Genomic DNA, 25,149 nt, shown 5'->3' on the forward strand with positions numbered 1-25,149 from the left:
ATTTTGAAAGTAGATCTTTCTACTTTCAAAATATAATCTCGCTTTCATTAAATTTCATATTTACTTTTGGTAATGGTGATTTGGTGGTATAATAAGCACTTTCTCCTTTATAATTTCCACGATAAACTCCATTAGGAATGCTAAATTTTCTAGTTGTATCAGGGAATTTTTCTATATATTGAGTTAAAAATTCTCTAAACACAGGAGCAGCTGTTCTAGCCCCACCTTCTGTATAACGCATAGGTTTGTTGTTATCATTTCCATACCAAATGATTGCTTCTATTTCAGGCGTAAGTCCACAAAACCAAGCATCAACACTTTTATTCGTTGTTCCTGTTTTTCCTGCTATTTCTATATCTTTTACTCTTGCATTACGCCCTGTGCCTTTTTCAACAACATTTCTCATCATATCTAAAACCAGAAAACTTTGCGCTTCATCGCTGACTTTACGCTCATTTGAGTTAAATTCCATGATGGTTTTACCGGTTTTATCCTGAACTTGTCTGATAATTTGAGGATCTTTAATCGTACCATAGTTCCCAAACATGGTATAAAATTTCGAATACTCCAAAGGAGAAATACCAAAACTTCCCAATACGATTGATAAATTAGGCGGTATATCTTTAAATCCAAATTCCATTAGTTTAGAGTAAAGAACATCAAGCCCCATATCAAGTGCGAGATTAATGGTAGCTAAATTTCTTGATCTTGTTAAAGCTTCTTTTAAGGTAATTAAACCTAAAAATTTACCCCCTTCATTTTTAGGTTTCCAATCCTCATTATTACCCGCTCCACCTTCAAAAATTCTAGAAATATCAGCAATTTCACTCATAGGCGAATATCCTAAATTAATCGCCACTTGATACACAAAAGGTTTAAAAGAGCTTCCAGGTTGACGCATACTTTGAGTAGCGCGGTTATAATTACTTTTTTCATAATCAACTCCACCTACCAAAGCTAAAACATCACCACTTTGATGATTTACCACGACCATAGCTCCGTTCAAAGTGCTTAAATTTGCATCTTTATCGCGTTTTACTATCTCATCATAACCAAATTTTAAAGCATTCTGTGCCATATTTTGAACATCTAAGTCTATATTTAAAATGATTTTATATCCACCTGTTTTTAAGTCTTTGATATTAGGGCTTAATTGTTTAATCACTTCATCTACGACATAAGGAGCAGCATTTTGAGTAAGCGTATCATCATAAACTTGCGGAATTTCTTTAATGGCTATATCATAATCTGCTTTTGAAATCCAACCTAGATTATACATTCTTGAAATAACATTATTTGCTCTTGAAATGGAAAGATCTAAATGCTTTGTAGGATCATAACTGCTAGGTGCTTTTGGCATACCTACTAACATAGCAATCTCTTTAAGGCTTAATTCATTTAAATTTTTATGAAAATACCCCAAAGCTGCGGTTTTTACTCCATAATACCCATGTCCAAAAAAAATAAAATTTAAATACCTTTCTAAAATTTGCTCTTTAGTTAAAATGGTTTCCATTTTATAAGCAAGCAAAGCTTCGCGAATTTTACGCGTAATAGTTCTTTCAGGGGTTAATTCCGTGTTTTTAATAAATTGCTGGGTAAGAGTGGAAGCTCCTTCCATGGTTTTTCCACCGCTTTTTATGATTTTTACAGCAGCTCTAAAAATGGCATCGATATTAACTCCATTATGTTCAAAAAAGCTTGTATCTTCTATAGCAACCAAAGCTTCTATAAGGCGTGGAGGAAGCTCTTCATAAGGAGCGTAAAAACGATGTTGTTCAAAAATATTAGCCACAAGCTTGCCATTTCTATCGTAAATTTGTGTTGTAAGAGGAGGTTTGTATTCTTTAAAAGTATAACCCTCAGTATCAGCACTTGTGAAAAGATAAGCCACATAAATAAATCCAGCTATAAACAAAAGAGTAAAAAATGAAAAAATATATTTTAATATTTTCATAAATAAGCCTTTAAAGTTTGGATATCAAGCCCTAAAGCAGTGCTTAGATTTCCTACTTGTTGGGTGATGAAATTTTGATGAAAACCCTCACACATAATACAACCCGCCTTGCCTTTATAAAGATCATTTTCTACATAATCTCTTAAAGCATTTTCATCAAAATTTTTAAAATAAAGTGTAGTTTTTGAAAGAGAAAAAACTCTTTTTTCAGGTTTTACAAGCAAAAAAGCCGATAAAATACTTGCATACTTTCCATTTTGCAAGGCAAGCATTTCATAAGCTTCTTTTTTATCCTTTGCTTTGGTAAGAATTTTTTCATCTATACAAACTATACTATCTGCAAAAAGCAAATTTTGGTTTTGAAAATCTTTGCCTAAAGTACTTAAAAATTGTCTTTCTTTTTCAAGAACTATTTTTTGAACATATAAAAAAGGTGAAATATTTTTATTTAAATTTTCATCATAATCAAAACTAACTTGCCTAAAATCAATCTTTGCGGTTTTAAGCAAGTTAGCTCTTGAAATGGAACTTGAAGCAAGAATTAACATTAAAGTGCTTTTTCTATCGTTTCTAAGCTTTGTTTTAAAGCTTCATTGATTTTGCTTAAATCTTTTCCACCTGCAGTAGCAAAATCATCTCTTCCGCCACCATTTCCACCTAAAATTTGCGCCGCTTCTTTAACCAAAGCTCCTGCTTTTAAAGGCACATCTTTAACGCCAGCTGCTAAAGTGATTTTTTCATCTTTTACTTGGATAAGTAAAATCACCGCTTTAGCAAATTTGTTTTTAAAATCATCAATCATAGCTTTAATATCGCCATTATCTATACGTTTTACGCAAATTTCAACACCTTGGATATTTTTAGAATCAAGCTCGGTTTTACTTGAATTTTTAAGCTCATTTTTTAAACTTAAAATTTCATTTTTAAGCTTTTTAATCCCGCTTAAAATATCATTATTTTTAAGTTCATCTTTTACTTTAGAAAGTTCTTCGAGTTGATTTTTTACAAATTCTAAAGCCGCTTTAGAAACCACAGCTTCAATACGTCTAACTCCAGCACTCACACCACTTTCTTTAACTATGTAAAAACTTCCTATTTGAGCAGTATTTTTAACATGAGTTCCCCCGCAAAGTTCTTTGCTTTCACCTAGAGTTAAAACACGCACATTGCCTTGGTATTTTTCATTAAACAATGCTATAGCACCGCTTTTTTTAGCTTCTTCTAAAGGCATATTTTCTAAGATAGCTTCGCTTGAGTTTATAATCATTTTATTGACTCTTTTTTCAATGCTTTCTAGCTCTTCTTTGTTTAAAGCTTTATGATGAGTAAAATCAAATCTTAGTTTATTGCTTTCAACCAAAGATCCTGCTTGGCTTACATGAGAACCTAAAATTTCTCTTAAAGCATGATGTAAAAGATGAGTGGCTGAGTGGTGGCGTGCGATTTGCTCTCTTTTTTCTGTATCGATTCTTGCATGAACTATATCGTTAACTTTTAGTTCTTCGCCTGCTTTTATAAAGCTAAGATTGAGATTAAAAAACTTTTGCGTATCTAAAACTTCACGCTTAGCTATAAATCCACTATCAGCACTTTGCCCCCCACTTGTTGCATAAAAAGGTGTGTTTTCAAGCATCACCCAACCCACATCTTTAAGGGTGGAAACTTCTTTAAAATCTTCATCTAAAAGGGCTAAAATTTTACTTTCGCATTCTGCTTTTTCATAACCTACGAAATGATTTTCTCCAAATTTTTCAAGTAAGTTTTTAAAATCTCCGCTTGCAGTTTTATCTCCACTTCCTTTCCAAGAAGCCTTAGCGCGTGCTTTTTGCTCATTCATGAAAAGTTCAAATTTTTCTTCATCAACTTTAAGATTTTTTTCTCTTAGCATATCAGCCGTTAAATCAAGCGGAAAACCATAAGTATCATAAAGCTTAAAGGCTACTTCTCCGCTAAAAATTTCTTTAGTGTTTTTAAGCTCTTCATTAAAAATTTCAATCCCATTTTCTATAGTGCTTAAAAATCTTTCTTCTTCAAGGCGAATTTGTTCTTTTATAAAGTCTTTTTTCTCATTAAGATAGGTATAATGTCCGCCCATTAAATCGCACACAATATCAACTAGTTTATACATAAAAGCTTGTTTAAAACCTAGCAAATATCCATGTCTTAAAGCACGACGCAAAATACGACGCAAAACATAACCTCTACCTTCTTTATCAAAACTTACCCCTTGTGCAAGCAAAAATACACTTGATCTTATATGATCAGCTATGACTCTAAAACTTGCTCCGCTTTCATAAACATAAGTTTTATTACAAAGTTTTGAAATTTCATTGATGATTGGCATAAAAAGCGAGCTATCAAAATTGCTAAATTTACCTTCTTTAATCGCTGTTACCCTTTCAAGCCCCATTCCTGTATCAATGCTTGGCTTTGGCAGTGGGCTAAGCACTCCATCAGCACTTCTTTCGTATTGCATGAAAACAAGATTCCAGATTTCTAAAAATCTATCTCCATCTCCGCCCATATAATCTTCGCTTGAGTTAAAATGCTCTTGTCCTTGGTCATAAAAAATCTCACTACAAGGACCACAAGGACCAGTATCGCCCATTTGCCAGAAGTTATCTTTATCGCCAAATTTGTAAATTCTTTCTTTTTGAATGTGTTTTTGCCATAGATTAAAAGCTTCATCATCGTTTTCATGCACGGTTACATAAAGTCTATCTTTAGGTAGTTTTAAAACTTCAGTTACAAATTCCCAAGCATAAGCTATGGCTTGTTCTTTAAAATAATCCCCAAAACTAAAATTCCCAAGCATTTCAAAAAAAGTATGATGGCGTGCGGTATATCCTACATTATCTAAGTCATTGTGCTTTCCACCCGCTCTTATACAAGTTTGACAGCTTGTTTTGCGTGGAGGGTTTGGGCGTGGAATTTCTCCTGTAAATATACTTTTAAAAGGCACCATACCCGCATTAGTAAAAAGTAAAGTTGCATCATCAGGAACTAAAGGACTTGACGGGGTTATCTCATGTCCTTTTGATGCAAAAAAATCCAAATAAGCTTTTCTAATATCCATGAATTTTCCTAAAGAAATTTTTATAAAAACATATCATACCAAAATTACTTTAAATTAAGTAAAACTAAAATACAATAAACATTTTTATTTAATTTTATTTCTCTAAGGTTTTTTATGAATTTTATCAATCTTCAAGCCCAATATCTCGCATACAAAGATGAAATCAATGCTGAAATTGAAAGCGTTTTATCAAGCTCTTCTTTTATAGGCGGTACAAAGCTTAACGAATTTGAGCAAAATTTAGCTCATTTTTTAGGTGTTAAACACGCTATAGGTTGTTCAAGTGGAACCAGTGCTTTATATCTTGCCTTAAGAACCTTAGATATTGGCAAAGATGATGAAGTTATAGTGCCTAGTTTTACTTTCATAGCAACAGCTGAAGTTGTGGCCTTGGTAGGTGCAAAACCTGTTTTTGTAGATATAAATTTATCAAATTACAATCTTGATTTTGAAGCAGTGCAAAAAGCAATAACTCCAAAAACTAAAGCTGTTATAGTAGTGAGTATGTTTGGACAAATGAGTGATTTAAGGGCTTTAGAAGAAATTTTAAAAGATAAAAATATCACTTTGATCGAAGATGGTGCACAAAGTTTTGGCGCAAGTTTCAAAGGAGAAAAATCCTGCTCTATAGCTAAAATTTCATGCACAAGCTTTTTTCCTTCGAAGCCTTTGGGAGCTTATGGCGATGGCGGGGCTATTTTTTGCCATGATGATGAAATTGCTAAAAAAATAAGAATTTTACTCAATCACGGACAAACTCAGCGTTATAAACATGAATTTATAGGTATAAATGGACGCCTTGACACCTTACAAGCAGCGATTTTAAATGTTAAGTTAAAATACCTAGAAAAAGAATTAGACAAAAGACAAAAATTAGCACAAATTTATAATGCAAATTTAAAAAACTGTCAAATTCCACAAATTAATCCAAATGCTTTTAGCGCTTATGCACAATACAGTGTTTTAGTTGAAGATAGAGCTAGTGTATTGCAAAAATTTGAAAAAGCTAATATACCTTATGCTATACACTATCCAACCCCTTTGCATAAACAACCTTGCTTTAGTGAGTTTTCAAATTTAGAACTTAAAAATTCAGAATACGCAAGCGAACACATCTTATCTTTGCCTTTTTCACCTTTTTTAAGTGAAGAAGAGCAAGAGCAAGTTATTTGTATTTTTAAAGATTGATTCCATGAAAATAGGTATCATAGGCCTTGGAAAAATGGGGCAAAACCACTTAAATGAACTTAGTAAAAATTCTCATTTTAAACTTAATGCACTTTTTGATCTTTGCAAAAATCCAAACCTAAATATTTTTGATGATATTTTTTATGATGATCTGGATAAATTTTTAAATCAAAATAATGATATTATCATCATAGCAACACCTACAAATTCACATTTAACAATAGCAAAAAAAGTTTTTAAACAATGCAAATGCGTTTTAATCGAAAAGCCTTTAGCTCTAAATTTAAAAGAAATAGACGAAATTTCAAATTTAGCTAAAGAATACAGCATAAAAGTAGGTGTAGGTTTTTGCGAAAGATTTAATCCTGCGGTTTTAGCCCTAAAAAAAGAGCTTGAAAATGAAGAAATTATCAGCATTAACATACAAAGATTTTCACCCTACCCACAAAGAATCAGCGATGTAGGGATTTTGCAAGATTTGGCTGTGCATGATCTTGATTTGCTTTGTTTTTTAAGCAAACAAGAAATAACAAAAACCAATTTGCTTAAAAAATACACCCAAGATCAAACAAGAGAAAGTGAAAGCATTATTCTATGTGAGCTTGAAAAATGTATTGCTAGCATACATCAAAGTTGGAATAGCACACAAAAACTAAGAAAAATTCATCTTATTACTAAAAATCATTTTTATGAAGCCAATTTAAATGACTTTTCTTTATTAAAAGATGGAAATTTTATAGAACTTACTCAACAAAGTCCACTTTTTTCAGAACACGAAGCTTTGTTAAAACTTATCGATAATCAACCCAATCATTTAGCCAGCACGAGCGATGCTTACAAAGTTCAAGAAATTTTAGAAAGGTTTGCGTGAAATTAGTTTTATTTTTAAATATGGGCGGAGCTACGAATTTACAAGATTGTGAAGTTTTTTTAAAAAATATGTTTAATGATCCTTATATTTTAGGAATCAAAAATCGATTTTTAAGAAAATTTGTAGCATGGATCATAACAAAGGCTCGCGTTAAAGCCATGCAAGAAAACTATAAAAAAATGGGCGGAAAATCCCCTTTAAACGAACTTACTCAAAGCCTGTGTGACAAGCTTAATTTAAAACAAGATGAATTTAAATTTGATTTTGTAAATCTTTATGTTCCTCCTTTTGCCACAGAAATTTTGCAAAAATACACTTTAAATGCAAGTGATGAAATCATTCTTTTTCCACTTTATCCGCACCATTCTTGCACCACAGTAACTTCATCTTTAGAAGTTCTGCAAAATGAAATTTCAAAGCAAAAAATTCAAGCAAAAGTAAAAACTATAGATATTTTTTACAAAAATGAGCTTTATAACGAGATGATAGTTTCGCACATTTTGGCTAAAAAAAGTAAATTTGATGCCAAAATTTTGATTTTTTCAGCGCATTCTTTACCACAAAGCATTATTGATAAAGGTGATTTATATGAAAAGCATGTAAATGATCATGTAGAAATTTTAAAAGAAAAGCTAAAAGATCATTTTGATGAATTTATTTTAGCTTATCAGTCTAAACTAGGCCCTGTAAAATGGCTTGAACCAAATACAAGCGATGTTTTGGCAAATTTAAACGATAAAGCTCTGATTTACCCTATTTCTTTTTGCATTGATTGTTCTGAAACGATTTTTGAGCTAGGTATGGAGTATAAACATTTAGCAAAGTGCGATTATGATTTAATCACTTGCCCAAATGATAGTGATGAATTTATCCACTTTATTTTAAAGTATTTGCCTGATTTTAATTAAGAATGATTTTGAAGTCCTTGTTTATGATTACAAGGACTTTTTAGTAAAAATTTAGCCAACTAAGCTAAAGTATAAGCTTTTTCTCCGTGCAAACTCACATCTAAGCCTTTTTGCTCTACTTCTTCTTTTACTCTTAAGTCTGTAAAACAAGAGATAATCTTAAAAATAACAAAGCTTATAAGAGCTGACAAAACCACACAAATCACAATAGCAAAAATTTGCTCTTTTAAAAGTTCCAAACTTCCGCTGATAAAAAATCCCTCGCCAAGTGCATTTTGGGCAATCACATTAGGATTTACTTTAGCACTTGCAAAAAGCCCTGTGGCAATTCCTCCCCAAATACCTCCGATTCCATGTAAAGAAAAGGCATCTAAAGAATCATCCCATTTGAGTTTGTATTTAATAAAACTTAAACCAAAATAACAAAACACAGAAGACAAAGTCCCTATAACAAGAGAAGCATAAATATCTACATAACCGCAAGCTGGAGTAATTCCCACAAGCCCTGCTACAAGCCCACTAAGTCCACCTAAAATAGTCGGTTTTTTATAGATGAGCCACTCAAGTACCACCCAAGATAAAAAGCCGCAAGCTGCTGATATAATACTTACTATAAAAGCATTGATAGCAACATCATTCATTTCGCCAGCACTTCCAGCATTAAAACCTAACCATCCTATAAAAAGCAAAATCGCACCTAAGAAAGCATAAGGAATAGAATGCGCGTTTTTATCCTCATCATCACTTTTTCTAGCGCCTACCATCAAAGCTCCTACAAGTCCAGCAACCCCAGAGCTAATATGCACAACACCGCCCCCAGCAAAATCAAGACTTCCTCTTTTAAGCAAAAATCCCTCACTGCTCCAAATCATATGTGCTAACACATCATAAACTAAAGTACTCCAAAAAAGTAGAAATATCACCAAAACACCCAGTTTAATTCTTCCCACCAAAGAGCCTGTTATGATGGCAGATGCAATAAGTGCAAACATCATTTGAAAAATCACAAAAAGAATATTTGGAACGCCTGAAGCGTTGTATCCGCTAATACCCTCTAAGAGGAAATTCTCGAAATTTCCTACAAGCCCAAGTCCTTCATCTTTACCAAAAGAAAGACTAAATCCAAGCACTACCCATTGTAAAGTAATAACACCAAAAACAATAAAGCAATTCATTATAGTATTAAGAGTATTTTTACTTCTTACCATACCTGAATAAAACATTGCCAAAGCTGGAGTCATAAGCAAAACTAGCAAAGTACACAACACAATAAAACTTGAATTTATCGCATTCATTTACCTGTCCTTTCTTACAAAAATTTAATTGCGAGATAATTATATTTAAAATGATTTAAAAAAATATAAATTTAAGAAATATTTTATATATTTTTTTTATAAAAATTTATTTTTTTATCTTAAATTACTATAAATAGGTATTTTAAAAAATATTTTACTTCTCTATAATTCAAAATTACTAGCATTAAAATAAAAATTTGAGCCAAGTTAAAAAACAACAAAGATAAAAAGGATTATTACAAGATAATGAAGAAAAAATTTGATTATTTAATAAAATTATCTGATATTAAAAAAGTAATTGTGCTTTAAAATGATCTAAAAGCTCTTCTTTAGCTTTTAAAATATCATCAGTATTTAACTCAAGATCAATCTTATCTGGTTTTTTATAAGTTTTATCATAATACTCCAAAAGCATAACAATAAGCTTTTGCCATTCTTTTCTCTCATAACTTTGAAGCAAATCTTGGCGTAAATTTAAGCTGATATAAGGACTGATTTTTTGCACACATTGTTGAAATTTCAAAGGAGTCATTTTTTCTTGATAAATTTTTTGTATTCTTCTAACGCGATTTTCCAAAGAACAAAAACAATAAATTTTAAAAGCCTTTTGCATTTTTTCATAAAATTTCAAAGGTAAGATAATATCCCCTATTTTGCGACTTTCGCTTTCTATGAAAGCAAAATTTTCTAAATTTTGAATATTGTGAAAAAGTTCTGCTTCAAAAGCTTTTTGCGTAGGTTGTTTTCCTAAAATATCACCAAAAGACGAGCCTAAATGATTTGCCATTTTTTCTAAATTTATAGCTTGTGGGAGTTGTTCTAAAAGCTCTGTTTTTCCACAACCTGTATTACCACAAAGAGCAAAAAAATCAAAATTTATTTCATTTTCGAAATAATGCGTTACAAAAGTTCTATAAGCTTTAAACCCACCTTTTAAACGCACCACCCTAAAGCCAAGCTCACTTAAAATCACTGCGATAGACTTTGAACGCAAACCCCCACGAGAACAATAAATCCCCACCTTTTCTCCTATGCGAAAATTTTGAGTGATTTCTAATATATGCTTAGCGGTATTTTGACAAATATAACTCGCACCCATAGCCTTAGCTAAAGCTTGATTTTTCTTATAAATTGTTCCTATTTCTTGATATTCTTCATCATTGAGTGCATAAAAATTTAAAGCTCCTATCAAGTGAGAATGCAAAAATTCTCTAGGGCTTCTTGCATCGATTAAAAAAGAGAAATTTTCTTTTTGAAACTCTACAAATTCAACTTCACTGAGCATTTTTAAAAGCCAAAACAAGTTTTTGATAAACTTGCTCTATATTAGTGCCACAAACCCTAGTTTCTCCTATGGTTGTGATAAAATTTGTATCTCCTGACCAGCGTGGCACTAGATGATAATGACAATGAAAAGCTATGCCAGCTCCTGCATCCTTGCTTAAATTCATACCGATATTCACTCCATTTGCATGAATTTGCTCTTTTAAAATTTTTACCCCCAAACGCACAAAATAACTCATTTCTTGCCAAATTTCATCACTTAAATTTTCTATATGCTCTTCATGTATATAAGGAATCACCATAAAATGCCCTGCAGAATAAGGATAGCGGTTCATCACTCCAAAACAATGCTTTGCTCTAAAAATCACGCCTAATTCTTCATCGCTTTTGATCTTATTAGCACAATCACAAAATGGACAAATGCTTTTTTCTTTTTCAAAATACTCACTCCGCCATGGTGCATACAAATACTGCATTTTCCCTCCTTAAAGCAAAGCTTTTAAAGCCTTTCCTTCATCTTTTTCGCGCATAAAATATTCGCCGATTAAAAAAGCATCAACGCCTAAATTTTGCAAATGCTCTAAAAATTCTTTATTTTCTAAACCACTTTCTGCGATGATGATTTTTGAATTTGGGATTTGTGGGATAAGTTTTTCGCACAAACTCATATCCATAGTAAAATCCTCTAAATTACGATGATTGATACCAATGATATCCGCTCCAGCAAAAATAGCCTTACTCAAATCCTCTTTATCATGAATTTCAACCAAAGCCTCAAGACCTAAATGTCTTGCAAACTCAAGCAGTTTTTTAAGCTCTTTCATGCTTAGCATTTTAGCGATTAATAATACAAAATCCGCCCCATAAACCAAAGCTTCTAAAATTTGATACTCATCAAAGATAAAATCTTTTCTAAGTAAAGGAATTTGCGTATAACGGCGTATAAGACTTAAGTATTCTAAAGAACCTTTAAAAAAATGCGGCTCAGTTAAAACAGAAATCGCCGCAGCTTTGTTCTTCTCATAATTTAAAGCGATACTCAAAGGATCAAAGTCTTCTCTAATGACTCCCTTGCTAGGGCTTGCTTTTTTTACTTCTGCTATGATTTTAACTTCTTTTTCTACTCTTTTTAAAGCCTTAATCACATCTTTTGGAAAGAAAGGATTTGAAGCTAAAGAACGCCCTAACATATCATAAGGAAGTTTTAGTTTGCGTTCTTTTAAATCTTCTTTTGTTTTTTCAAAAATTTTATCCAATATCATGGTTTTATACACGCCTTTATCGCTTTTATATGAGCTTTGCTCTCATCAGAATTTGCAAATTCTTTATCATCTAATGTTTGTTTTAAAATTTCCCATGCTTGCTTACAATCGCCTAGTTTATAATACCCCCAAGCTAAAGAATCTAAATAATACAAATTCTGTGGATCTTTTTCTAAGGCAAGTTTCACAAGCTCTATACCTTTTTTAACATCTAAATCATAATCTATAAGCAAATATCCATAGTAGTTTAAATACAAAGCATTGCTATCTTTATCGATAGCCTGTTCGAATTTTTCTTTTACAGAATCAATTACTTTTGGAGTGATTTTTTTAGCTTCATTTGCAGCTTCAAATTCAAAAACTGCCGCTCGTAGAAGATATTCTTTATTTTTTGTTTTATGATAAAGAGCTAAACTCATTTTTTTAGCATCATCAAAGCGTTTTAAATTCTGATACAAAGCGAGTTTAATGTCATCATCTAAATCATACTGCAAAGAAATTTTTAAAGCTTCTTCTGTTTTGCCTTGAGAATTTAAAAGCTCAACTAAAGCCAATACAAAACTTTTATTTTTGGTAAGTTGATAAAGCTCTTTATATATACTTTTTAAAGCTTCGATATTTTTTTCATCAAAATAAATTTTAGCAAGCAAGACGCAAGTTTTGAGAGTGCAACCATTGGTTTTTCTTGAAAATTCTAAAACATTTTTAATATTTAAAGTATCATTCAAAATCGCATAAATTCCTATGAGTTTAAATAAAATTTCTTCATTTTGCACTTGATTATAAGCAGATCTATAGTATTTTGTAGCATTTTTTAAATCATTTTTTTTAACCAAAATATCCCCGTAAAGCTCTAAATTTCTAGGATCACTATCCTTTTTTGTTAAAAGCTCTTTCATAAGTTTTTGAGCATTGTTGATATCATTTGAATTTAAAGCATAAAGAGCACTAAGTCGCTTAAGATTGTCATTTTGATTTAAATAAGGCTTTGCTAGATTATTTAACTCTGCTTGCTTGTCAAGATTGTTTGCTAAAGTAAGTAAAAATGCATTTTCTAAAAAATTAGTATTATTATAATCTTGATAAAGACTTAAAAATTCATCTCTGGCTTCTTTGTATTGTTTATAATACTCATAATTATAAGCCTTCATAACCCTTAAATCAAAATCATTGCTTTTATATTTTGTATAATCAGGATAAACAACATTGATTTTTGAACTTCCACAAGCTGCCAAAAAAAAGGCTGCTAAGACAAATAACAAATACCTATACATTCTTTTTCTAATTCCTTTTGATGTGTTTTAAAATATTCCCAAAATGGAAAAGTTCTGCATTGTTTTGGACGAAAATCGTAGATACTGCAATTTCTTTTTTGAGTATCAAAAAAAATGCAAGCAAAACCATCTTCAAATTCGACTTCCTTAAAACTCATTTTAAAGCCCACTTTTCTCAAGTATTTTTCAGCAAATTCTTTGCTTTCTAAATTTAAATGCTTTCTTAATGCTTCTAATTCTTCCTTGCTCGCAAAAATATTGCCACTTTCTCCAGTGCAACACTTTCCACCGCATTTCTCACAAGCATTTTCATCAAAAGCATAAGAAAAATTTTTATCAAATATCATAACTTTTTAACCTAAATCTTAAGTGAATTTCTTGCATTTGTTTGCTTAAAATTTCATTTTCATATACAAAAAAAGGAGGTAAAATCTCACAAGGCGATTTTGAACCTTTTTTTACCTGTATCAAAACAAGTCTTGCTTTTTTGTTTTGATGTGTATGTACAAAGCAAAGCTTTGTTATTTTTATTTTCATATCTTTTAAAATAAAACAAATTTCATCCAAAGCTAAAGCTTCATAGCAAAAATACAAAGTACCATTTGGCTTAAGCATAGAATTTGCTTTAGTTAAAAAGCTATGCAAGGGTAAAAATTCCTGAAATTTACTTATAGCTTTATGCTGATCTTCACTCTTGTAAGCTCCTTGTCTATAAAATGGAGGATTGCAAACTATGAAGTCAAATTTTTTTATGCTTTGAAATTGATTGAAATCATCATGAAAAATATCGCCTTGTATTTGGTTGGATTTTAAATTTTTTTCAATCAATTCTATATTTTCTTTTTGAATATCAATCAAAGATAAACTTAAATTTGCAATATTTTTTTTAAGTAAAATACCTATGATACCACAGCCCGCACCTACATCAAAAACAGCGCCTTTAATTCCTTGTTTTAAAATAAAATTAGCTAAAATTAAAGAATCACTATTGTAACGATACCCTTGTGATAATTGTGCTAGCGTAATCAAATCTGACATATATTTTAATGCGTTGGAATTTTAATGCGTTTTGGAGGTTGTTCTTTAAATATATTTTGTTCTTTTGTTATATTATTATCTTCTTTAAAATTTACTGGGCTTTGTGCTGTCAAAAAAGAAATTACAAAAGTTATAAAAAAAGCAATTTTTATCATAATAACACCTCATAAAATGGTGTCCACGGCGAACACCTAACAATAACTATAAAATACCATAAAATATAAATTTTAAATATTTCAAATTTAATTTGGCTACAAAATGGCTACAAAAATTAAAATATAAAAATAGGTTTTTCTTTCTTTTCTATTTTTTCATTTAATATATCTGCAGTTTCAAAATTATACCATAAAGTTGGATTAATTGCATCTTTTGCTAATTCTTCAGCTTCACTTCCATTTCCACCTTCATTATCAGAATCATCGCTTTGCTCATTTATCATATCAGGAGTTTCTGCTGTAATGCTTTGAACAACATCAAAAATCTTACTAGCTCCGCTTAGTAAATTTCCAACAATATTTAAAGTTGATTCAAAAGTTGTCATTTCTTGTGCTGCTTGTGCTGTATTTTTTGTAAAATCTGCAGCTAAATTCCAATTATTAGCACCCCAAGCACCTAAAAAATTAACCAAACCCCAAACAGCATTAAGAATTGAAAATAATTTATTTCCAGTAAGTGAACCCACGGCTAAACCTAAGCTAATTCCTAGTGTGATACCCGCAGCTACATTCTCACTCACTCCTATCAATGTTCCTAGCCATGCACCTTGTCCGCCAATCCACCAAGTAGCTACAGCCAAAATAATAGTAACAATAGGTGCCAAAAAGCTTAAAATTCCTTTGCTTGATTTTTCGTATACATAAAGATAATAAAAACTATCCCATAATGCAAACCATCTATCTCTACGCCCATAAGGTAAATTTGAACTTTTTCTATATAACGGATATACGCTTGGCGTAACACTTGTATCTTTTTTTCCAAAGCTTTGATTATTGAGGTAAGAATAAGCAACATAAGGCTCTTCATAACAAACTAAATTAAACCCATTATAAAAACATAAAGGAGTTGCATATTTGCATTTATAATTTTCTTTTATTGAGTTAAATACTTCAAAAAAAGATATCTTTTTGCTTGTTAAAGTATAATATATTTTACTCGGATCACTCTCTCTAGTTTTTTGTGCTTTCTCATATACATTATAGGTTATTTCTACTTTTTCGATTCTAAATATATTTTTATTTAATTCTTTAAAATCATTATAAAATTTTTCAACATCAATGCATAATTTTTTATAAGGTTTTCCAAAAGTTGGTTTAAATTCAACATTTTCTACTTTAATTTCTGGTATTTTAATATCATCAATACTAGGATATATCCATTCATTATTTTTTTGGATGGTTTGAGAAAAAATAACTACTTCTATATCATTTATAAGCATTTCATAATTTATATTTTCCAATGCCTTATTTAATATATCTTTGAAATTTATTTTTTCATCAATATAAAAAAATCCTTTTCCATTATATTTCCAAGCTTTTTCTTTTTCAAATAAAAGAGCTAAATTATTTGGAAAACCATAATAATACTGCATACTTCCTAAATTATAATTAGTTCTTATTTCGCAAATATCATGATATATTCCATTTTCACTACTAGGATCTCCCTGATAAGGTTTGTATGGATCTTGCCCTACGAAAAATTGGTTAAGTCCTAAATCATTATAGTTTTCCTTATTATAAGGTGCAGTGCTAGAACTTTTAATGTTATATTTTTTCACTATATACGAATTTTTAAATAGCGGATGGTTTATATTTTGAATTTGACTTCTACTTTTTCTTACAAGTTGTTTATGTAAAAGCTCAACATATTTATTTACCCCTATCATAGCATAGGTAAACCATTGTTTATATACTTCTTGTGTATCCAATTCTCCTATGTTTGATGGATAAGCAGGCTTAAGAGTATAATTTCTCATAAGCCTTTTTTCATCTATAAGCATTATGAAGACTTTTCTATATTTTCTATCTTTTCTTTAACAAGCTTCATAATTTCTTGTGGTATATCAAGACCACCGGTACAATATCCAAATTGAACACTCTGTGTAACTTTTGCAGCTTCTATTCTTAAATTATCATCTATCTGTGAAGTTTGTCTAGCTATTAATGCAGGTTTTGCTTTTTCTGTTTCTGTTTGAGCTCTTAAAAGTAAAGATTTTTCAGCGTTAAGCTCGTTTTCATCGCCTTGTAAAATCATGGATAAAGCTGTATTTTGACTTTGAGCCACTATGGTTTGTCCAACACTTACCAACGCTTGTGCCAAGCTTTGAAATTGTTGGTCATTTCTTATAACATTATCGTTTCCAAATTGTTCTAAAAGCTTTTTAAATTCTCCAAATGGAGATTTTTCCGCTAAACTCATTTCTAAAATTTGCGGATAAATTTCTTTAAATGCTTCAAGTCTTTTGTTGTAATCAACATTTGTATTACTCATTATTTAGCTCCTTTATTTTGCTTATCTGAATTTCACACTGTTTGTATTTGTAAAAAAGCATAGAATAAGCATTTAAAATATCTAGTTCATTTTTTGCTATTGGCTTTTCAAGAGGACTTAATGTTAGTAGTTCTTGCGGAATTCTTACTTTTTGAATTTCTATTTTGGTTACTACTTGTTGAGTTTGCATCCCACAACCTATCAACGACATCGTTAAAAAGCTTGGTAATATTATTTTCATTGCTTTTATAAATGTATTCTTTAACATATTGCACCCTTTCTTGTACTTGATTTTTTTGATTGTTTGCTTCATTTAAAGCCTTTAATTCTGTTTTATGAATTTGATTTAATTCTTTTAATTTTTCTTGATTATTTTCATTTATTTTTAAAGCCAAAGCTAAATCACTTTGACTTTTTTCTAATTTGGCCTTTGTGCTATCAAGTCTTAGATAAAAATATCCTGTTAAGATTGCCATTAAAGCTAAGGCTATATAAAGCTTTGCATTTCCAAATAAAAGATTTATCATATTTTGTTTAGAAGTTTAAGTGTGGGGTGTAAACTTTAACCTACTTAAACTTTATCTCCTTTCATGCTAACTCATTTGTTATTTCTAATTTAATGTCTTCAAGATTTTTACCATACACCAAATCATAAAATTCTTTACAAGCTTGTCTGCTTTGACCGACACTTTCATTATTATTATCTTTAGTAAGCCCCAGCAAGATACAACCTTGTGTGTCTTTGTCAGTGTTTCCCCAGTGTATTAAAATTGCACGACTTGAAGGAACTTCATCATTATAAACATTTATCATTGTATCATCTTTTTTTGTAATACTTCTTAAAGTATTTTCAAATCGTGAAGGACTATGTCTTTTTAAATTATAATTTCCTTCAGGTATTCTTAAATCTTTGCCACTTTCTAAACCTTCTTTGTCTTCTTCCAAAGAAAAACATTCAAAAAGAATTTTTTCTTCATCATCTAAAACCTTAAATTTACCAATAACACAAGTTTTACCTGTGTATCTTCTATTAATTGTTACTTTCATTATAATTCCTTTCTTTTTATTTTTTGTATTTTATTTTTAGATTTAAACTCATTTTTCTTCTTCAAATTCAAATAAAAAAGCATTATCACCATAGGTAGTTTTATCAATTTCTTTTTTTATTCCTATAAAGCTTCTCTCGACTATAATTTCATTTTGAACTCTAAGGGCTTTTTGCATTTTTATATTTGAAAGATTGACATTTCCATAATATCCAGCTTGCCTATAAAAAAGACTCATAGGAATTTCATTTGTAAAAAGCTCTATACTTACACTATTTTTTATATTAGAAGCCCAAAGACAGCATTCATTTGCATTGCCATCATATTTTTTTAAAGCATTGGTAATATTATGCCAAGCAGGATCATTATAAATTCCGCTCGTTTTAATATTTCCTTCTATTTGATTTTTACTTGGTTTTGAAAGAACGCTAACTTCAGTATAATTTTTAGATTTTAAACCCATTCCATCTTTAGTGATTAAAAAACTGCCTTCATTAAGTCCTTTTATAATTTGCGTAGTGCTTGCTAAAGAATTTTCAAAACCAAAACGCAAATCACTTAAACATCCGCCATATTGACCACTATTTAAATTTGTATCAAAACTAATAATAATCAACTCTTGTGCTGTAATATTTTCATTTCCAAGCAAATTAATCCAACTTGTGTATTTATCATCACTTGCCACACAAAGCCAAAGTTGTTTTACATTTTCATTATAAGTTATAATTAAATCATTAACATTAGCTTTTGTTTTTGGAGTGGGAATAGAATTAGATACTTTTATTCCATTAATGCCTAAATTTAATTTCATATCTTCGAGCGTCTCTTCTATAATAGGTTTAATTTCTTCTTTTGTTGGTGTTTGAGCCTTTAAACTTTCTAAAAATTCATCTTGACTTTTTCCAGTGTTTTCTTCATTTTCAAGCCAAAGTTCATAAGCACTTTTACCATCAGCTCCTTTAGCTCCATCTTGCCCTTTTAAATTTTCAAGCTGTTCTTCTGTAAAATCTTCATAAGTAAAAGGATCTCCTTTATCACCTTTTAAACTTTCTTGATTTTCTAAAACAACTTTTAATACAACTTCTTTTAAACTCTCTTTATTGATATTTGCATTGATGCCAAGCTCTTCTAGCAAGGCTTCTAGTTTTTCTTTTAGCTCGCTTTCTTTTATATAATCATTTGATATATTTTCAATAGTTTCGTTAATTAATTTTTTAACATCTTCTAAACTCAAATTACCATTTTTATAACTTAAAACTAATTCTTGTAAACTACTTATAATTTGATTTAAACTTTCATTTTGAGTATTTATAACCTGTTCTAAACTCATCTTATCCCCTTTATTAAACATTTGATCTGATGAAATAAATTACAAGAGTAATAAAAAACAAAAATCTTAAATTTATTTATTTCTAAAGCTTGCATTGCTTCTTTTAAAACAAGATCAGCTAGCCTATAATCATCTCTTGATTTTGCATTTATACACAAATAGTCATGGACAACACAAGCGCTAAAATACTCACTTTTAAAAGGTGGAAACAAAGACCAAAAAAGGCGTGGAATACTCGCTCCATCAGTTTTAAAACCTTGTGGTACAATGCCTTTGTAATTTGGCAAAATAAACTCATAATCTTGTATCACTTCAAACCTGTCCTTATCGTATGGCTTTACACAAACCCTTTTTAATTCTGTTTTAGTCATTGTTTTCCTTTTTTTTAAAAATACTTCTTAATTCATCATTTCTTATTTGAGTAAGCTTAACAAGCCTTTCATCCATTCTCATAAGATCTGTTTCTATAGCTTCTAGCTTGTCATTGGTTTTTGAGCAATGTGTTTCTATAAATTTAACCAAACTATCGCTACTTACTCTGGATACTGCAATTTGTTCTCTAATAAGAACATTAGTATTTTTGGTTTCACTTATAAGTTCTTTTGTTCTTTCCCCAGCTTCTTTATGTAAAGTTTTATATAAATGCCATGCAATCCCAGCTAAGACAAAAACCATCAATCCTAATAATGCAGATCCACTTAAAGAACCGAGTATAGCACCTTCTTTTATTATATTTTCAGTACTCATTTTTCACTCTCCCATGCAATTAAATTTAATTCTTCTAAAGATGTCGCATTTTTCACTTTATTTCTTAGTTCATCATTTTTAAAAATAATACTTTCAGTATATTTAGCGATACCAACCCCAAATTCCAAAAATTCTTCTTTGTTAAATGTAGTGATTTTATTATCTTTATCAATCCAAGCAATATTTTCCAAAGGAGTATTATTGAGATTTGCTAACATTATCTCGCTAACTTTTCCGCTAATATTAATTTTTGCTTCCGTGTCAATTTGAAATATAGTATTTTTAAAAGGCATAAACAAAAGCTTTTCTTCTTTTATAGCTTTTAGTTCTTCTAATTTTAATTCTTTTAACTCTTCTAATGCTTTTTCTTTAATCTTATAAGAAATAATATAAAGATTATTTTCTTCATCATAAGTTTGAATTTGGCGAAGTTCTTCAATTTTTTCATTAAAACTTGGGATTTCTTCTTCTTTAACTTTAGCAAAACCAAGCTCTTTTAAAAGCTTATCATCGCAAGCACTTAAAAAATAAGTATCTTGTGCATCAATTTCACCTTCTTCGTTTTGTATTTTTACATCTTTTAAAAAAATATCATCATATTTTAAACTTTTATTTTTTAAATCATAAAACATATTTATCCTTTCTTAATTCCAGTATAATGTTAAATTTGCTCTTGGGTTTAATCTATTCCCATCATTTAAGTTCCAACCAGCACTTGCATTTGCACTACCACTTTGATAAGAACTTAGCATTATTTGTAAGTTATTTATATTTCCAAAATTGAATTTTTTCTCTACTTTGATTTTTGCATTGGCAGTGTAATATTTACTTAAAGCATGTAGTGTTACTTTTGAATTAAAATTATTCCAAGTTATTTCTAAAGTATTTCCAGAAGTTTTATTAGACATATTTCCAGTCGTCCAAACTTCGCCTAACATAACCACTTCTTTATTATTAATATTTGATGGCAATACCACTGCTTGTTTATAAATCATGTCTAGCTTTAACATATAATTATAATTTGCAACCGAGCCTCCTAAAGATGGAGGTAAATTTAGTGCTATGCCATTATTAGAAAGAAGGAGGCAGTTCATTTTAAGTCCTTACTAATCTTACATTATTCGAAGCTATGCAAAAATAAGCAAAAGTTTCAGTGCCACTAAATCCACTTTGAGCTATTCTAAATTTAAAAGGGGCATTAAAAGCTACTACATTTTGACAATTATTTATAGTTATTGTTCCGCTTTTTCCTACTCCTCCAAAATTAGCTATTCCTATGCTTGTTCCTGCATTTGCTGTTAAAATAAAATGTTGAGCTTGTCTTAAATCTAGATTTATACTGCCAGTTGTGCCAAGATTTTTAATTCCACCACCATAATCTACATACCATTTTCTAGTTAAGTGATTATCATTTGTTGGATCGGCCCGAGAAGTTAATGCCTGATTAAAAGTATTTGCGCCATTAAATATATTATCTCCATTTAAATTTGCTTTTGTATTTAAAGCGGTATCTACATAGATTTTATTTGTTAAATGGTTATCATTAGTTGGATCTACTTTTACTAAAATAGGATTAGCAAAAGTTTTATTTCCATTTATCTCTTCATCGCCATTTAAACTTACTTTTATATCTATAAGTGCTTCTAAAGTTTTAATAGTTATATCTAATACTTTTTGTGTAATTAGCTTTTTATCTTTTTCATTTTGCTCTAACTCATTGTTTTTGTCCTCTAAGTTTTGATTAGCTTCTTCAAGTTCTTTTTCAATTTCCTCTTTTTTGTTAATTAATTCACCAGCAATCTCTTTTTCAAGCTCAGCAATTTGATTTTCAAGTTCTTCTTTTCTCTCTTCAAGTTCGCTTGTATCAGCAGGTGGTTCTTGACTTAAAGCCTCATAGATTTGATTTTTAATTTCCTTTAATTCCTCATTTTTTTGCTTTAATTCATCATTATTATTTAAAGCTTCTTCAATTTGCTTTTTTATCTCTTCAAGCTCTTGTTCTTTATCTTTTATACCTTGCTCTATATTTGCAATTTCATCTTTAATTCCATCATCTTTACCATCATCCTTCTCATTAAGCAAAGAAAGAAGATATTCAACATTAGCCTTAACACCACTTATATCATAGATTCTTGCTTGATTGTCAATCTCATCTATGCACTCACCTTTTTTAGTTTCAAGCTCATTAAGTCCTTGTTCTTTTGTTTGGATTATTTCATTAAGGCTTTGCTCTTTTGTTTCATTTATTTTATTGAGTCCGTTTTCTTTTGCGCTCACAAGCTCATTTAAAAAATCTTGCTTATTCTCGTTTAAACTATGTAATTTTTCATTAAAAATAATACTAAACTCATTTTTCTTTGCTTGATAATTCGCATTAAAAATATGATTTAAGTTGTCAATCATAACTTTAGAAGTATCTACAAGAGTAGTAAATTCTTTCTTTTGAGTTTCAAAAACCTCTGTGACTTCATTTCTTTCATCACTTAAACCTTTGAGCATTTCTTCCATTTGTTTTATTGTTTCTTCAGCTAAAACTTTTAATTCTGTTTCATAAATTAACTTATCATTACCTAGTTCTTTTTTAGCAACTTCAGCTAACCTACCTAAATCTTCATTAGCTATCAAAGCTCTTTGATTAAACCTATCATAACTTTGCTCAAAATGTATTTTATACCCTTCACATTTTGCTGTAAGTTCATCAAATTTAACTAAAGCTTCATTTTTTACTTCATTTAATTTTTTTAATATTTCATTTTGTTTATCATTTAAAGAAGAGTAGATACTTTCAGACTGTGATTTTAAATCTCGTTCTAAATTTTCTATTTTACTTTTAAAATCTTTTATAATTTGGGAATAAGATGTTATATCATTTTCAAATTCTTTATATAAAGCTATAACTTCTCTTAAATCTTCTATATTTTGCTTGCTTTCTAAAAGTAGTTCATATGCACTAGCTATTTCTTTATATTTAACTCCAATATCAAATTTAATTTCTTCTAGCTTTTTAACACTATCTATCATTTCTTGATTTAATCTTTGGTTTTCAAAGAATATAGTGTTAATTTTATTTTTTATAATTTCGCTTGCTTTACTTACTACTAATTTTGCTTCATTTGCTAAATCTTTTACTTCTTTTTTAATACTTATTAATTCAGGTTTTATTTCTTTTAATTCATCAACATTTAAATGTAAGCTATCTACAATTTCTAAAGCATGATTAAGTTCACTTAAAATTTCATCTTTAATTTTTGTGTTCAAATCAAAATATTCTTTTACAAAATCTTTATTTTGTTTAATTTCATTAATATAATTATCTAAATTAAATTTTATTTCTTCATATTTCTGTATATCTTTTTTTAAATTCTCAAACTCTTCTGTATTATTTTCTAAAAAATCTTTAATGTTTTGTATTTCTTGTTTATTTAAAGAAAAATCTTCATACGCTTCTTTAATATAATCAAATTTTGCATTTACATTGTTGTATTTTTCACTTATATTTGAATATTTTTTATTAATATCATCATATTTGCTTAAAATATCATCATTTTTATCTACAATATCATTTTTAAATTTTAAACATTCATTTTTTAAAGATTCGCAAGCTTGTTTTAAGCCTACAACTTCATCAAGTCTTGTATTGTCTATTGCTTCTGAAATGCTGTTTATTCTAGCTAAAACTTGATTTATGATTTCAAGTTTTTCTCTACCTGTTTTTAATTCATTTAAGCTTGTTCCCATTTTTAACCTTCATAATAATCACTATCTTTAATTCTCTTTTCGCAAAAGAAAAGCAGATCATCCATGGCTAAAAGCCATTTTTTATCATCTAAATAAGCTATAAAATCAGCACTATTTATACTTTGCACATAGTCTTTATAACTCAAAGCTCTATTAATTTTTTTTGTGAAATTACAATTACAACCATGTTCTTTCATCATCAAGCTCCTTGCCATCATTAGCTATATACTCATAAATTATCTTGTCACATAATGCCAGAAAGTCTTTTTCTTCGCATCTTGTAATCAAATAACAAACATAATTAATCACAGCAAAACTAAGTGTTTCATCTATCATTAAATGTTCTTTTTCATTGTCAAAATCAGGCTCATCAGGAATAATCAAAAAATGATTATTTCTAACTTGCCTAAAAACTTTTTCGCCTTGCTCTACATTTTTTAAAAGAACGCTAGGAACACATTTTGATAAAATATAATAAAATGCTTCCATAAAATAGGCTTTCAAAACTTCATCATCTTCTATCATTTTGTAAGAATTTTTAACTTTAGCGATAATGAGTTTTTTAGCCGTAGCACAAAGCATTATGCACCTTTTGCTGCTTTTAAAACCGCTTTAGCCTTTGCATTATTTCCACTAGTTAATCCCACGCCTATAGCAAAAGCATCAGCATTTCTTACTTCTAAAGTGCTTTGCGTATAAAATCTTTTTGCTTTTGCAGTAATATCAGTTGGAACATCTTCAATCATAGTAGGAATATAAAGCCCATGTTTCATATACTCAAAATCCCCAGCAATTAAAACATCACCCAAACCATATTTAGGGCTTAATAATCTATGCATATGGAAATTTACCGTTCCAAAATCTGTTTCAAGGCTCACTACTTGTCCTGCTAGTTTTGTTTCATTGCCTAAAATTCTTGTAGCGAATTTATTGATAGCTCCTTTTAAGTCAGCTCCTAAAAAGACATCTTTAGGCGTCACTCCGCTATTCCAAATGGTTTGCAAAATTTGATTAAGTTTATCTTCTGTTAGTTCTGTTGCAGTTCCACTCCAATCTCCTGTTTCATCAAAAGCTAATACATTTCCACGCTTTCCATCAGAAAAGCTATCTTTTCCTTTAGCGATATAATGAAAAAGTCCAGCCATTTCTCCACTTGTTGCTTCTTGTGCTTGAACATAATCTTTGAAAACTGATTTTTTTACATCACTATCTCTGCCTAGACCAAATAAAGCATATTCCATATCCATTTTATGTTCTTTGGTTTTTTTGCCTATTTGATACTCCATTTCATTTCCACCATATTGATTTGCTTTTAATAAAGCTTTTGATACCATGGCTTCAGTAATGAATATTTGAATAGCATTTGTAGTTTTTTGGGCTGTGTTTTTTGTTTCACCTACAAATTTACTTAACTCTAAATTTGCATTCTTTTTTGGTTCTTCAAAAGTATCAGTAATCCAACTATGAGTTAAAGGATTTGTAACCTTTGAAGTACCTATTTTATTTAAAATTGGTGTTTCAGTAGCTCCAATTTTAATAATCGTTTCATATATTGATTGTTTTAACTTAACATTTTCTGTTGCGGGTGAGGTATGTCCCATTGAAGGTAAAGCCATTTTTGAATTCTCCTTAGTTTAGTTTTAAGGAT

General features: G+C 29.8%; 28 protein-coding genes. 3 read left to right on the forward strand and 25 right to left on the reverse strand.

Annotation, left to right across the window (positions count from 1 at the left end):
• Positions 1–25: 25 nt before the first annotated feature.
• Genes FBF15_RS05590 through alaS form a run of 3 tightly spaced genes read right to left on the reverse strand, consistent with a single transcriptional unit; the run spans position 26 to position 5,033 of the window.
• A complete protein-coding gene (locus FBF15_RS05590; RefSeq protein ID WP_014516710.1) occupies positions 26–1,957 on the reverse strand; it encodes a penicillin-binding protein 1A in 1,932 nt (643 codons plus the stop codon).
• Positions 1,954–2,505 carry a septum formation inhibitor Maf gene (maf, locus tag FBF15_RS05595; RefSeq protein ID WP_002855005.1) on the reverse strand — a complete coding sequence of 184 codons (552 nt, stop codon included), beginning with the start codon at positions 2,503–2,505 and terminating at the stop codon, positions 1,954–1,956. The genes FBF15_RS05590 and maf overlap by 4 nt, the downstream gene beginning before the upstream one ends.
• Positions 2,505–5,033 (reverse strand): alanine--tRNA ligase, encoded by a 2,529-nt coding sequence (gene alaS / locus FBF15_RS05600; RefSeq protein WP_002900739.1) that lies wholly within the window; start codon positions 5,031–5,033, stop codon positions 2,505–2,507. The genes maf and alaS overlap by 1 nt, the downstream gene beginning before the upstream one ends.
• A 114-nt stretch (positions 5,034–5,147) precedes the next feature.
• Between alaS and FBF15_RS05605 the strand changes: the two genes are divergently transcribed.
• From FBF15_RS05605 to hemH, 3 genes are read left to right on the forward strand one after another with little or no spacing between them, the layout of a single operon-like run.
• A complete protein-coding gene (locus tag FBF15_RS05605) occupies positions 5,148–6,221 on the forward strand; it encodes a DegT/DnrJ/EryC1/StrS aminotransferase family protein (RefSeq protein ID WP_002867665.1) in 1,074 nt (357 codons plus the stop codon).
• Positions 6,222–6,225: 4 nt separating this feature from the next.
• Positions 6,226–7,092 carry a Gfo/Idh/MocA family oxidoreductase gene (locus tag FBF15_RS05610; RefSeq protein WP_002859910.1) on the forward strand — a complete coding sequence of 289 codons (867 nt, stop codon included), beginning with the start codon at positions 6,226–6,228 and terminating at the stop codon, positions 7,090–7,092.
• Positions 7,089–8,000, forward strand: a complete 912-nt coding sequence (hemH, locus tag FBF15_RS05615) for a ferrochelatase (RefSeq protein ID WP_038817092.1) — start codon at positions 7,089–7,091, stop codon at positions 7,998–8,000. Before FBF15_RS05610 ends, hemH begins: the two co-directional genes overlap by 4 nt.
• A gap of 59 nt (positions 8,001–8,059) precedes the next feature.
• Here hemH and FBF15_RS05620 read toward each other — a convergent pair whose 3' ends face one another.
• The 22 genes from FBF15_RS05620 to FBF15_RS05725 all read right to left on the reverse strand — a co-directional run bounded on the left by FBF15_RS05620 (position 8,060) and on the right by FBF15_RS05725 (position 25,117).
• Positions 8,060–9,295, reverse strand: a complete 1,236-nt coding sequence (locus FBF15_RS05620) for an ammonium transporter (RefSeq protein WP_038817091.1) — start codon at positions 9,293–9,295, stop codon at positions 8,060–8,062.
• A gap of 286 nt (positions 9,296–9,581) precedes the next feature.
• Positions 9,582–10,580: a tRNA 2-selenouridine(34) synthase MnmH gene (gene mnmH / locus FBF15_RS05625; protein ID WP_002854897.1), complete on the reverse strand. Its 999-nt coding sequence runs from the start codon at positions 10,578–10,580 to the stop codon at positions 9,582–9,584.
• Positions 10,570–11,055, reverse strand: coding sequence for an HIT domain-containing protein (locus FBF15_RS05630; RefSeq protein WP_002854919.1), 486 nt, complete (start codon positions 11,053–11,055; stop codon positions 10,570–10,572). The genes mnmH and FBF15_RS05630 overlap by 11 nt, the downstream gene beginning before the upstream one ends.
• Before the next feature lie 9 nt (positions 11,056–11,064).
• A complete protein-coding gene (trpC, locus tag FBF15_RS05635) occupies positions 11,065–11,841 on the reverse strand; it encodes an indole-3-glycerol phosphate synthase TrpC (protein WP_002854779.1) in 777 nt (258 codons plus the stop codon).
• Positions 11,838–13,115, reverse strand: coding sequence for an ATP-dependent nuclease subunit B (locus tag FBF15_RS05640; protein WP_038816845.1), 1,278 nt, complete (start codon positions 13,113–13,115; stop codon positions 11,838–11,840). The genes trpC and FBF15_RS05640 overlap by 4 nt, the downstream gene beginning before the upstream one ends.
• Positions 13,088–13,462 (reverse strand): YkgJ family cysteine cluster protein, encoded by a 375-nt coding sequence (locus FBF15_RS05645; RefSeq protein WP_002933038.1) that lies wholly within the window; start codon positions 13,460–13,462, stop codon positions 13,088–13,090. Before FBF15_RS05645 ends, FBF15_RS05640 begins: the two co-directional genes overlap by 28 nt.
• Positions 13,452–14,153, reverse strand: coding sequence for a tRNA1(Val) (adenine(37)-N6)-methyltransferase (locus tag FBF15_RS05650; protein WP_038816844.1), 702 nt, complete (start codon positions 14,151–14,153; stop codon positions 13,452–13,454). The genes FBF15_RS05645 and FBF15_RS05650 overlap by 11 nt, the downstream gene beginning before the upstream one ends.
• Before the next feature lie 5 nt (positions 14,154–14,158).
• The gene (locus FBF15_RS05655) at positions 14,159–14,308 is read right to left on the reverse strand and encodes a hypothetical protein (RefSeq protein WP_002857548.1); all 150 of its coding nucleotides are present in this window, start codon (positions 14,306–14,308) and stop codon (positions 14,159–14,161) included.
• A gap of 116 nt (positions 14,309–14,424) precedes the next feature.
• On the reverse strand, positions 14,425–16,149 hold the full coding sequence (locus tag FBF15_RS05660; RefSeq protein WP_032582853.1) for a hypothetical protein: 1,725 nt from the start codon (positions 16,147–16,149) through the stop codon (positions 14,425–14,427).
• The gene (locus FBF15_RS05665) at positions 16,149–16,640 is read right to left on the reverse strand and encodes a hypothetical protein (RefSeq protein WP_002796176.1); all 492 of its coding nucleotides are present in this window, start codon (positions 16,638–16,640) and stop codon (positions 16,149–16,151) included. Before FBF15_RS05665 ends, FBF15_RS05660 begins: the two co-directional genes overlap by 1 nt.
• Complete coding sequence (locus FBF15_RS05670) at positions 16,633–16,830, reverse strand: hypothetical protein (RefSeq protein ID WP_002781772.1); 198 nt, start codon at positions 16,828–16,830, stop codon at positions 16,633–16,635. Before FBF15_RS05670 ends, FBF15_RS05665 begins: the two co-directional genes overlap by 8 nt.
• Complete coding sequence (locus FBF15_RS05675) at positions 16,748–17,167, reverse strand: hypothetical protein (RefSeq protein ID WP_002857883.1); 420 nt, start codon at positions 17,165–17,167, stop codon at positions 16,748–16,750. The genes FBF15_RS05670 and FBF15_RS05675 overlap by 83 nt, the downstream gene beginning before the upstream one ends.
• 61 nt (positions 17,168–17,228) lie before the next feature.
• Positions 17,229–17,687, reverse strand: a complete 459-nt coding sequence (locus tag FBF15_RS05680) for a DUF5675 family protein (protein WP_002858146.1) — start codon at positions 17,685–17,687, stop codon at positions 17,229–17,231.
• A gap of 48 nt (positions 17,688–17,735) precedes the next feature.
• A complete protein-coding gene (locus FBF15_RS05685) occupies positions 17,736–19,016 on the reverse strand; it encodes a hypothetical protein (RefSeq protein ID WP_002874386.1) in 1,281 nt (426 codons plus the stop codon).
• Entirely contained in the window at positions 19,013–19,387 is a 375-nt protein-coding gene (locus tag FBF15_RS05690; RefSeq protein WP_002874385.1) for a DUF1353 domain-containing protein, read from the reverse strand. Before FBF15_RS05690 ends, FBF15_RS05685 begins: the two co-directional genes overlap by 4 nt.
• Positions 19,380–19,763, reverse strand: a complete 384-nt coding sequence (locus tag FBF15_RS05695) for a hypothetical protein (protein WP_002874384.1) — start codon at positions 19,761–19,763, stop codon at positions 19,380–19,382. The genes FBF15_RS05690 and FBF15_RS05695 overlap by 8 nt, the downstream gene beginning before the upstream one ends.
• Positions 19,760–20,395 (reverse strand): DUF4376 domain-containing protein, encoded by a 636-nt coding sequence (locus FBF15_RS05700; protein ID WP_002874382.1) that lies wholly within the window; start codon positions 20,393–20,395, stop codon positions 19,760–19,762. Before FBF15_RS05700 ends, FBF15_RS05695 begins: the two co-directional genes overlap by 4 nt.
• 12 nt (positions 20,396–20,407) lie before the next feature.
• Complete coding sequence (locus FBF15_RS05705) at positions 20,408–20,857, reverse strand: hypothetical protein (RefSeq protein WP_002874381.1); 450 nt, start codon at positions 20,855–20,857, stop codon at positions 20,408–20,410.
• 1 nt (position 20,858) lies between these two features.
• Positions 20,859–23,501 (reverse strand): hypothetical protein, encoded by a 2,643-nt coding sequence (locus FBF15_RS05710; protein WP_002874380.1) that lies wholly within the window; start codon positions 23,499–23,501, stop codon positions 20,859–20,861.
• 2 nt (positions 23,502–23,503) lie between these two features.
• Positions 23,504–23,698 carry a hypothetical protein gene (locus tag FBF15_RS05715; RefSeq protein ID WP_002874379.1) on the reverse strand — a complete coding sequence of 65 codons (195 nt, stop codon included), beginning with the start codon at positions 23,696–23,698 and terminating at the stop codon, positions 23,504–23,506.
• Positions 23,679–24,083, reverse strand: a complete 405-nt coding sequence (locus FBF15_RS05720) for a hypothetical protein (protein WP_002861675.1) — start codon at positions 24,081–24,083, stop codon at positions 23,679–23,681. Before FBF15_RS05720 ends, FBF15_RS05715 begins: the two co-directional genes overlap by 20 nt.
• Positions 24,083–25,117 carry a DUF5309 family protein gene (locus FBF15_RS05725; RefSeq protein WP_002874378.1) on the reverse strand — a complete coding sequence of 345 codons (1,035 nt, stop codon included), beginning with the start codon at positions 25,115–25,117 and terminating at the stop codon, positions 24,083–24,085. Before FBF15_RS05725 ends, FBF15_RS05720 begins: the two co-directional genes overlap by 1 nt.
• Positions 25,118–25,149 lie beyond the last annotated feature (32 nt).

The sequence above is a fragment of the Campylobacter sp. CFSAN093233 genome, from assembly GCF_011068165.1.
Lineage (GTDB): Bacteria > Campylobacterota > Campylobacteria > Campylobacterales > Campylobacteraceae > Campylobacter_D > Campylobacter_D jejuni.

Excerpts from the sequence above, each read along its gene's own strand:
- FBF15_RS05590 (WP_014516710.1), bottom strand. The coding sequence starts at position 1,957 with ATGAAAATATTAAAATATATTTTTTCATTTTTTACTCTTTTGTTTATA.
- maf (WP_002855005.1), bottom strand. The coding sequence starts at position 2,505 with ATGTTAATTCTTGCTTCAAGTTCCATTTCAAGAGCTAACTTGCTTAAA.
- alaS (WP_002900739.1), bottom strand. The coding sequence starts at position 5,033 with ATGGATATTAGAAAAGCTTATTTGGATTTTTTTGCATCAAAAGGACAT.
- FBF15_RS05605 (WP_002867665.1), top strand. The coding sequence starts at position 5,148 with ATGAATTTTATCAATCTTCAAGCCCAATATCTCGCATACAAAGATGAA.
- FBF15_RS05610 (WP_002859910.1), top strand. The coding sequence starts at position 6,226 with ATGAAAATAGGTATCATAGGCCTTGGAAAAATGGGGCAAAACCACTTA.
- FBF15_RS05620 (WP_038817091.1), bottom strand. The coding sequence starts at position 9,295 with ATGAATGCGATAAATTCAAGTTTTATTGTGTTGTGTACTTTGCTAGTT.
- mnmH (WP_002854897.1), bottom strand. The coding sequence starts at position 10,580 with ATGCTCAGTGAAGTTGAATTTGTAGAGTTTCAAAAAGAAAATTTCTCT.
- FBF15_RS05630 (WP_002854919.1), bottom strand. The coding sequence starts at position 11,055 with ATGCAGTATTTGTATGCACCATGGCGGAGTGAGTATTTTGAAAAAGAA.
- trpC (WP_002854779.1), bottom strand. The coding sequence starts at position 11,841 with ATGATATTGGATAAAATTTTTGAAAAAACAAAAGAAGATTTAAAAGAA.
- FBF15_RS05640 (WP_038816845.1), bottom strand. The coding sequence starts at position 13,115 with ATGTATAGGTATTTGTTATTTGTCTTAGCAGCCTTTTTTTTGGCAGCT.
- FBF15_RS05645 (WP_002933038.1), bottom strand. The coding sequence starts at position 13,462 with ATGATATTTGATAAAAATTTTTCTTATGCTTTTGATGAAAATGCTTGT.
- FBF15_RS05650 (WP_038816844.1), bottom strand. The coding sequence starts at position 14,153 with ATGTCAGATTTGATTACGCTAGCACAATTATCACAAGGGTATCGTTAC.
- FBF15_RS05655 (WP_002857548.1), bottom strand. The coding sequence starts at position 14,308 with ATGATAAAAATTGCTTTTTTTATAACTTTTGTAATTTCTTTTTTGACA.
- FBF15_RS05660 (WP_032582853.1), bottom strand. The coding sequence starts at position 16,149 with ATGCTTATAGATGAAAAAAGGCTTATGAGAAATTATACTCTTAAGCCT.
- FBF15_RS05665 (WP_002796176.1), bottom strand. The coding sequence starts at position 16,640 with ATGAGTAATACAAATGTTGATTACAACAAAAGACTTGAAGCATTTAAA.
- FBF15_RS05670 (WP_002781772.1), bottom strand. The coding sequence starts at position 16,830 with ATGCAAACTCAACAAGTAGTAACCAAAATAGAAATTCAAAAAGTAAGA.
- FBF15_RS05675 (WP_002857883.1), bottom strand. The coding sequence starts at position 17,167 with ATGATAAATCTTTTATTTGGAAATGCAAAGCTTTATATAGCCTTAGCT.
- FBF15_RS05680 (WP_002858146.1), bottom strand. The coding sequence starts at position 17,687 with ATGAAAGTAACAATTAATAGAAGATACACAGGTAAAACTTGTGTTATT.
- FBF15_RS05685 (WP_002874386.1), bottom strand. The coding sequence starts at position 19,016 with ATGAGTTTAGAACAGGTTATAAATACTCAAAATGAAAGTTTAAATCAA.
- FBF15_RS05690 (WP_002874385.1), bottom strand. The coding sequence starts at position 19,387 with ATGACTAAAACAGAATTAAAAAGGGTTTGTGTAAAGCCATACGATAAG.
- FBF15_RS05695 (WP_002874384.1), bottom strand. The coding sequence starts at position 19,763 with ATGAGTACTGAAAATATAATAAAAGAAGGTGCTATACTCGGTTCTTTA.
- FBF15_RS05700 (WP_002874382.1), bottom strand. The coding sequence starts at position 20,395 with ATGTTTTATGATTTAAAAAATAAAAGTTTAAAATATGATGATATTTTT.
- FBF15_RS05705 (WP_002874381.1), bottom strand. The coding sequence starts at position 20,857 with ATGAACTGCCTCCTTCTTTCTAATAATGGCATAGCACTAAATTTACCT.
- FBF15_RS05710 (WP_002874380.1), bottom strand. The coding sequence starts at position 23,501 with ATGGGAACAAGCTTAAATGAATTAAAAACAGGTAGAGAAAAACTTGAA.
- FBF15_RS05715 (WP_002874379.1), bottom strand. The coding sequence starts at position 23,698 with ATGAAAGAACATGGTTGTAATTGTAATTTCACAAAAAAAATTAATAGA.
- FBF15_RS05720 (WP_002861675.1), bottom strand. The coding sequence starts at position 24,083 with ATGCTTTGTGCTACGGCTAAAAAACTCATTATCGCTAAAGTTAAAAAT.
- FBF15_RS05725 (WP_002874378.1), bottom strand. The coding sequence starts at position 25,117 with ATGGCTTTACCTTCAATGGGACATACCTCACCCGCAACAGAAAATGTT.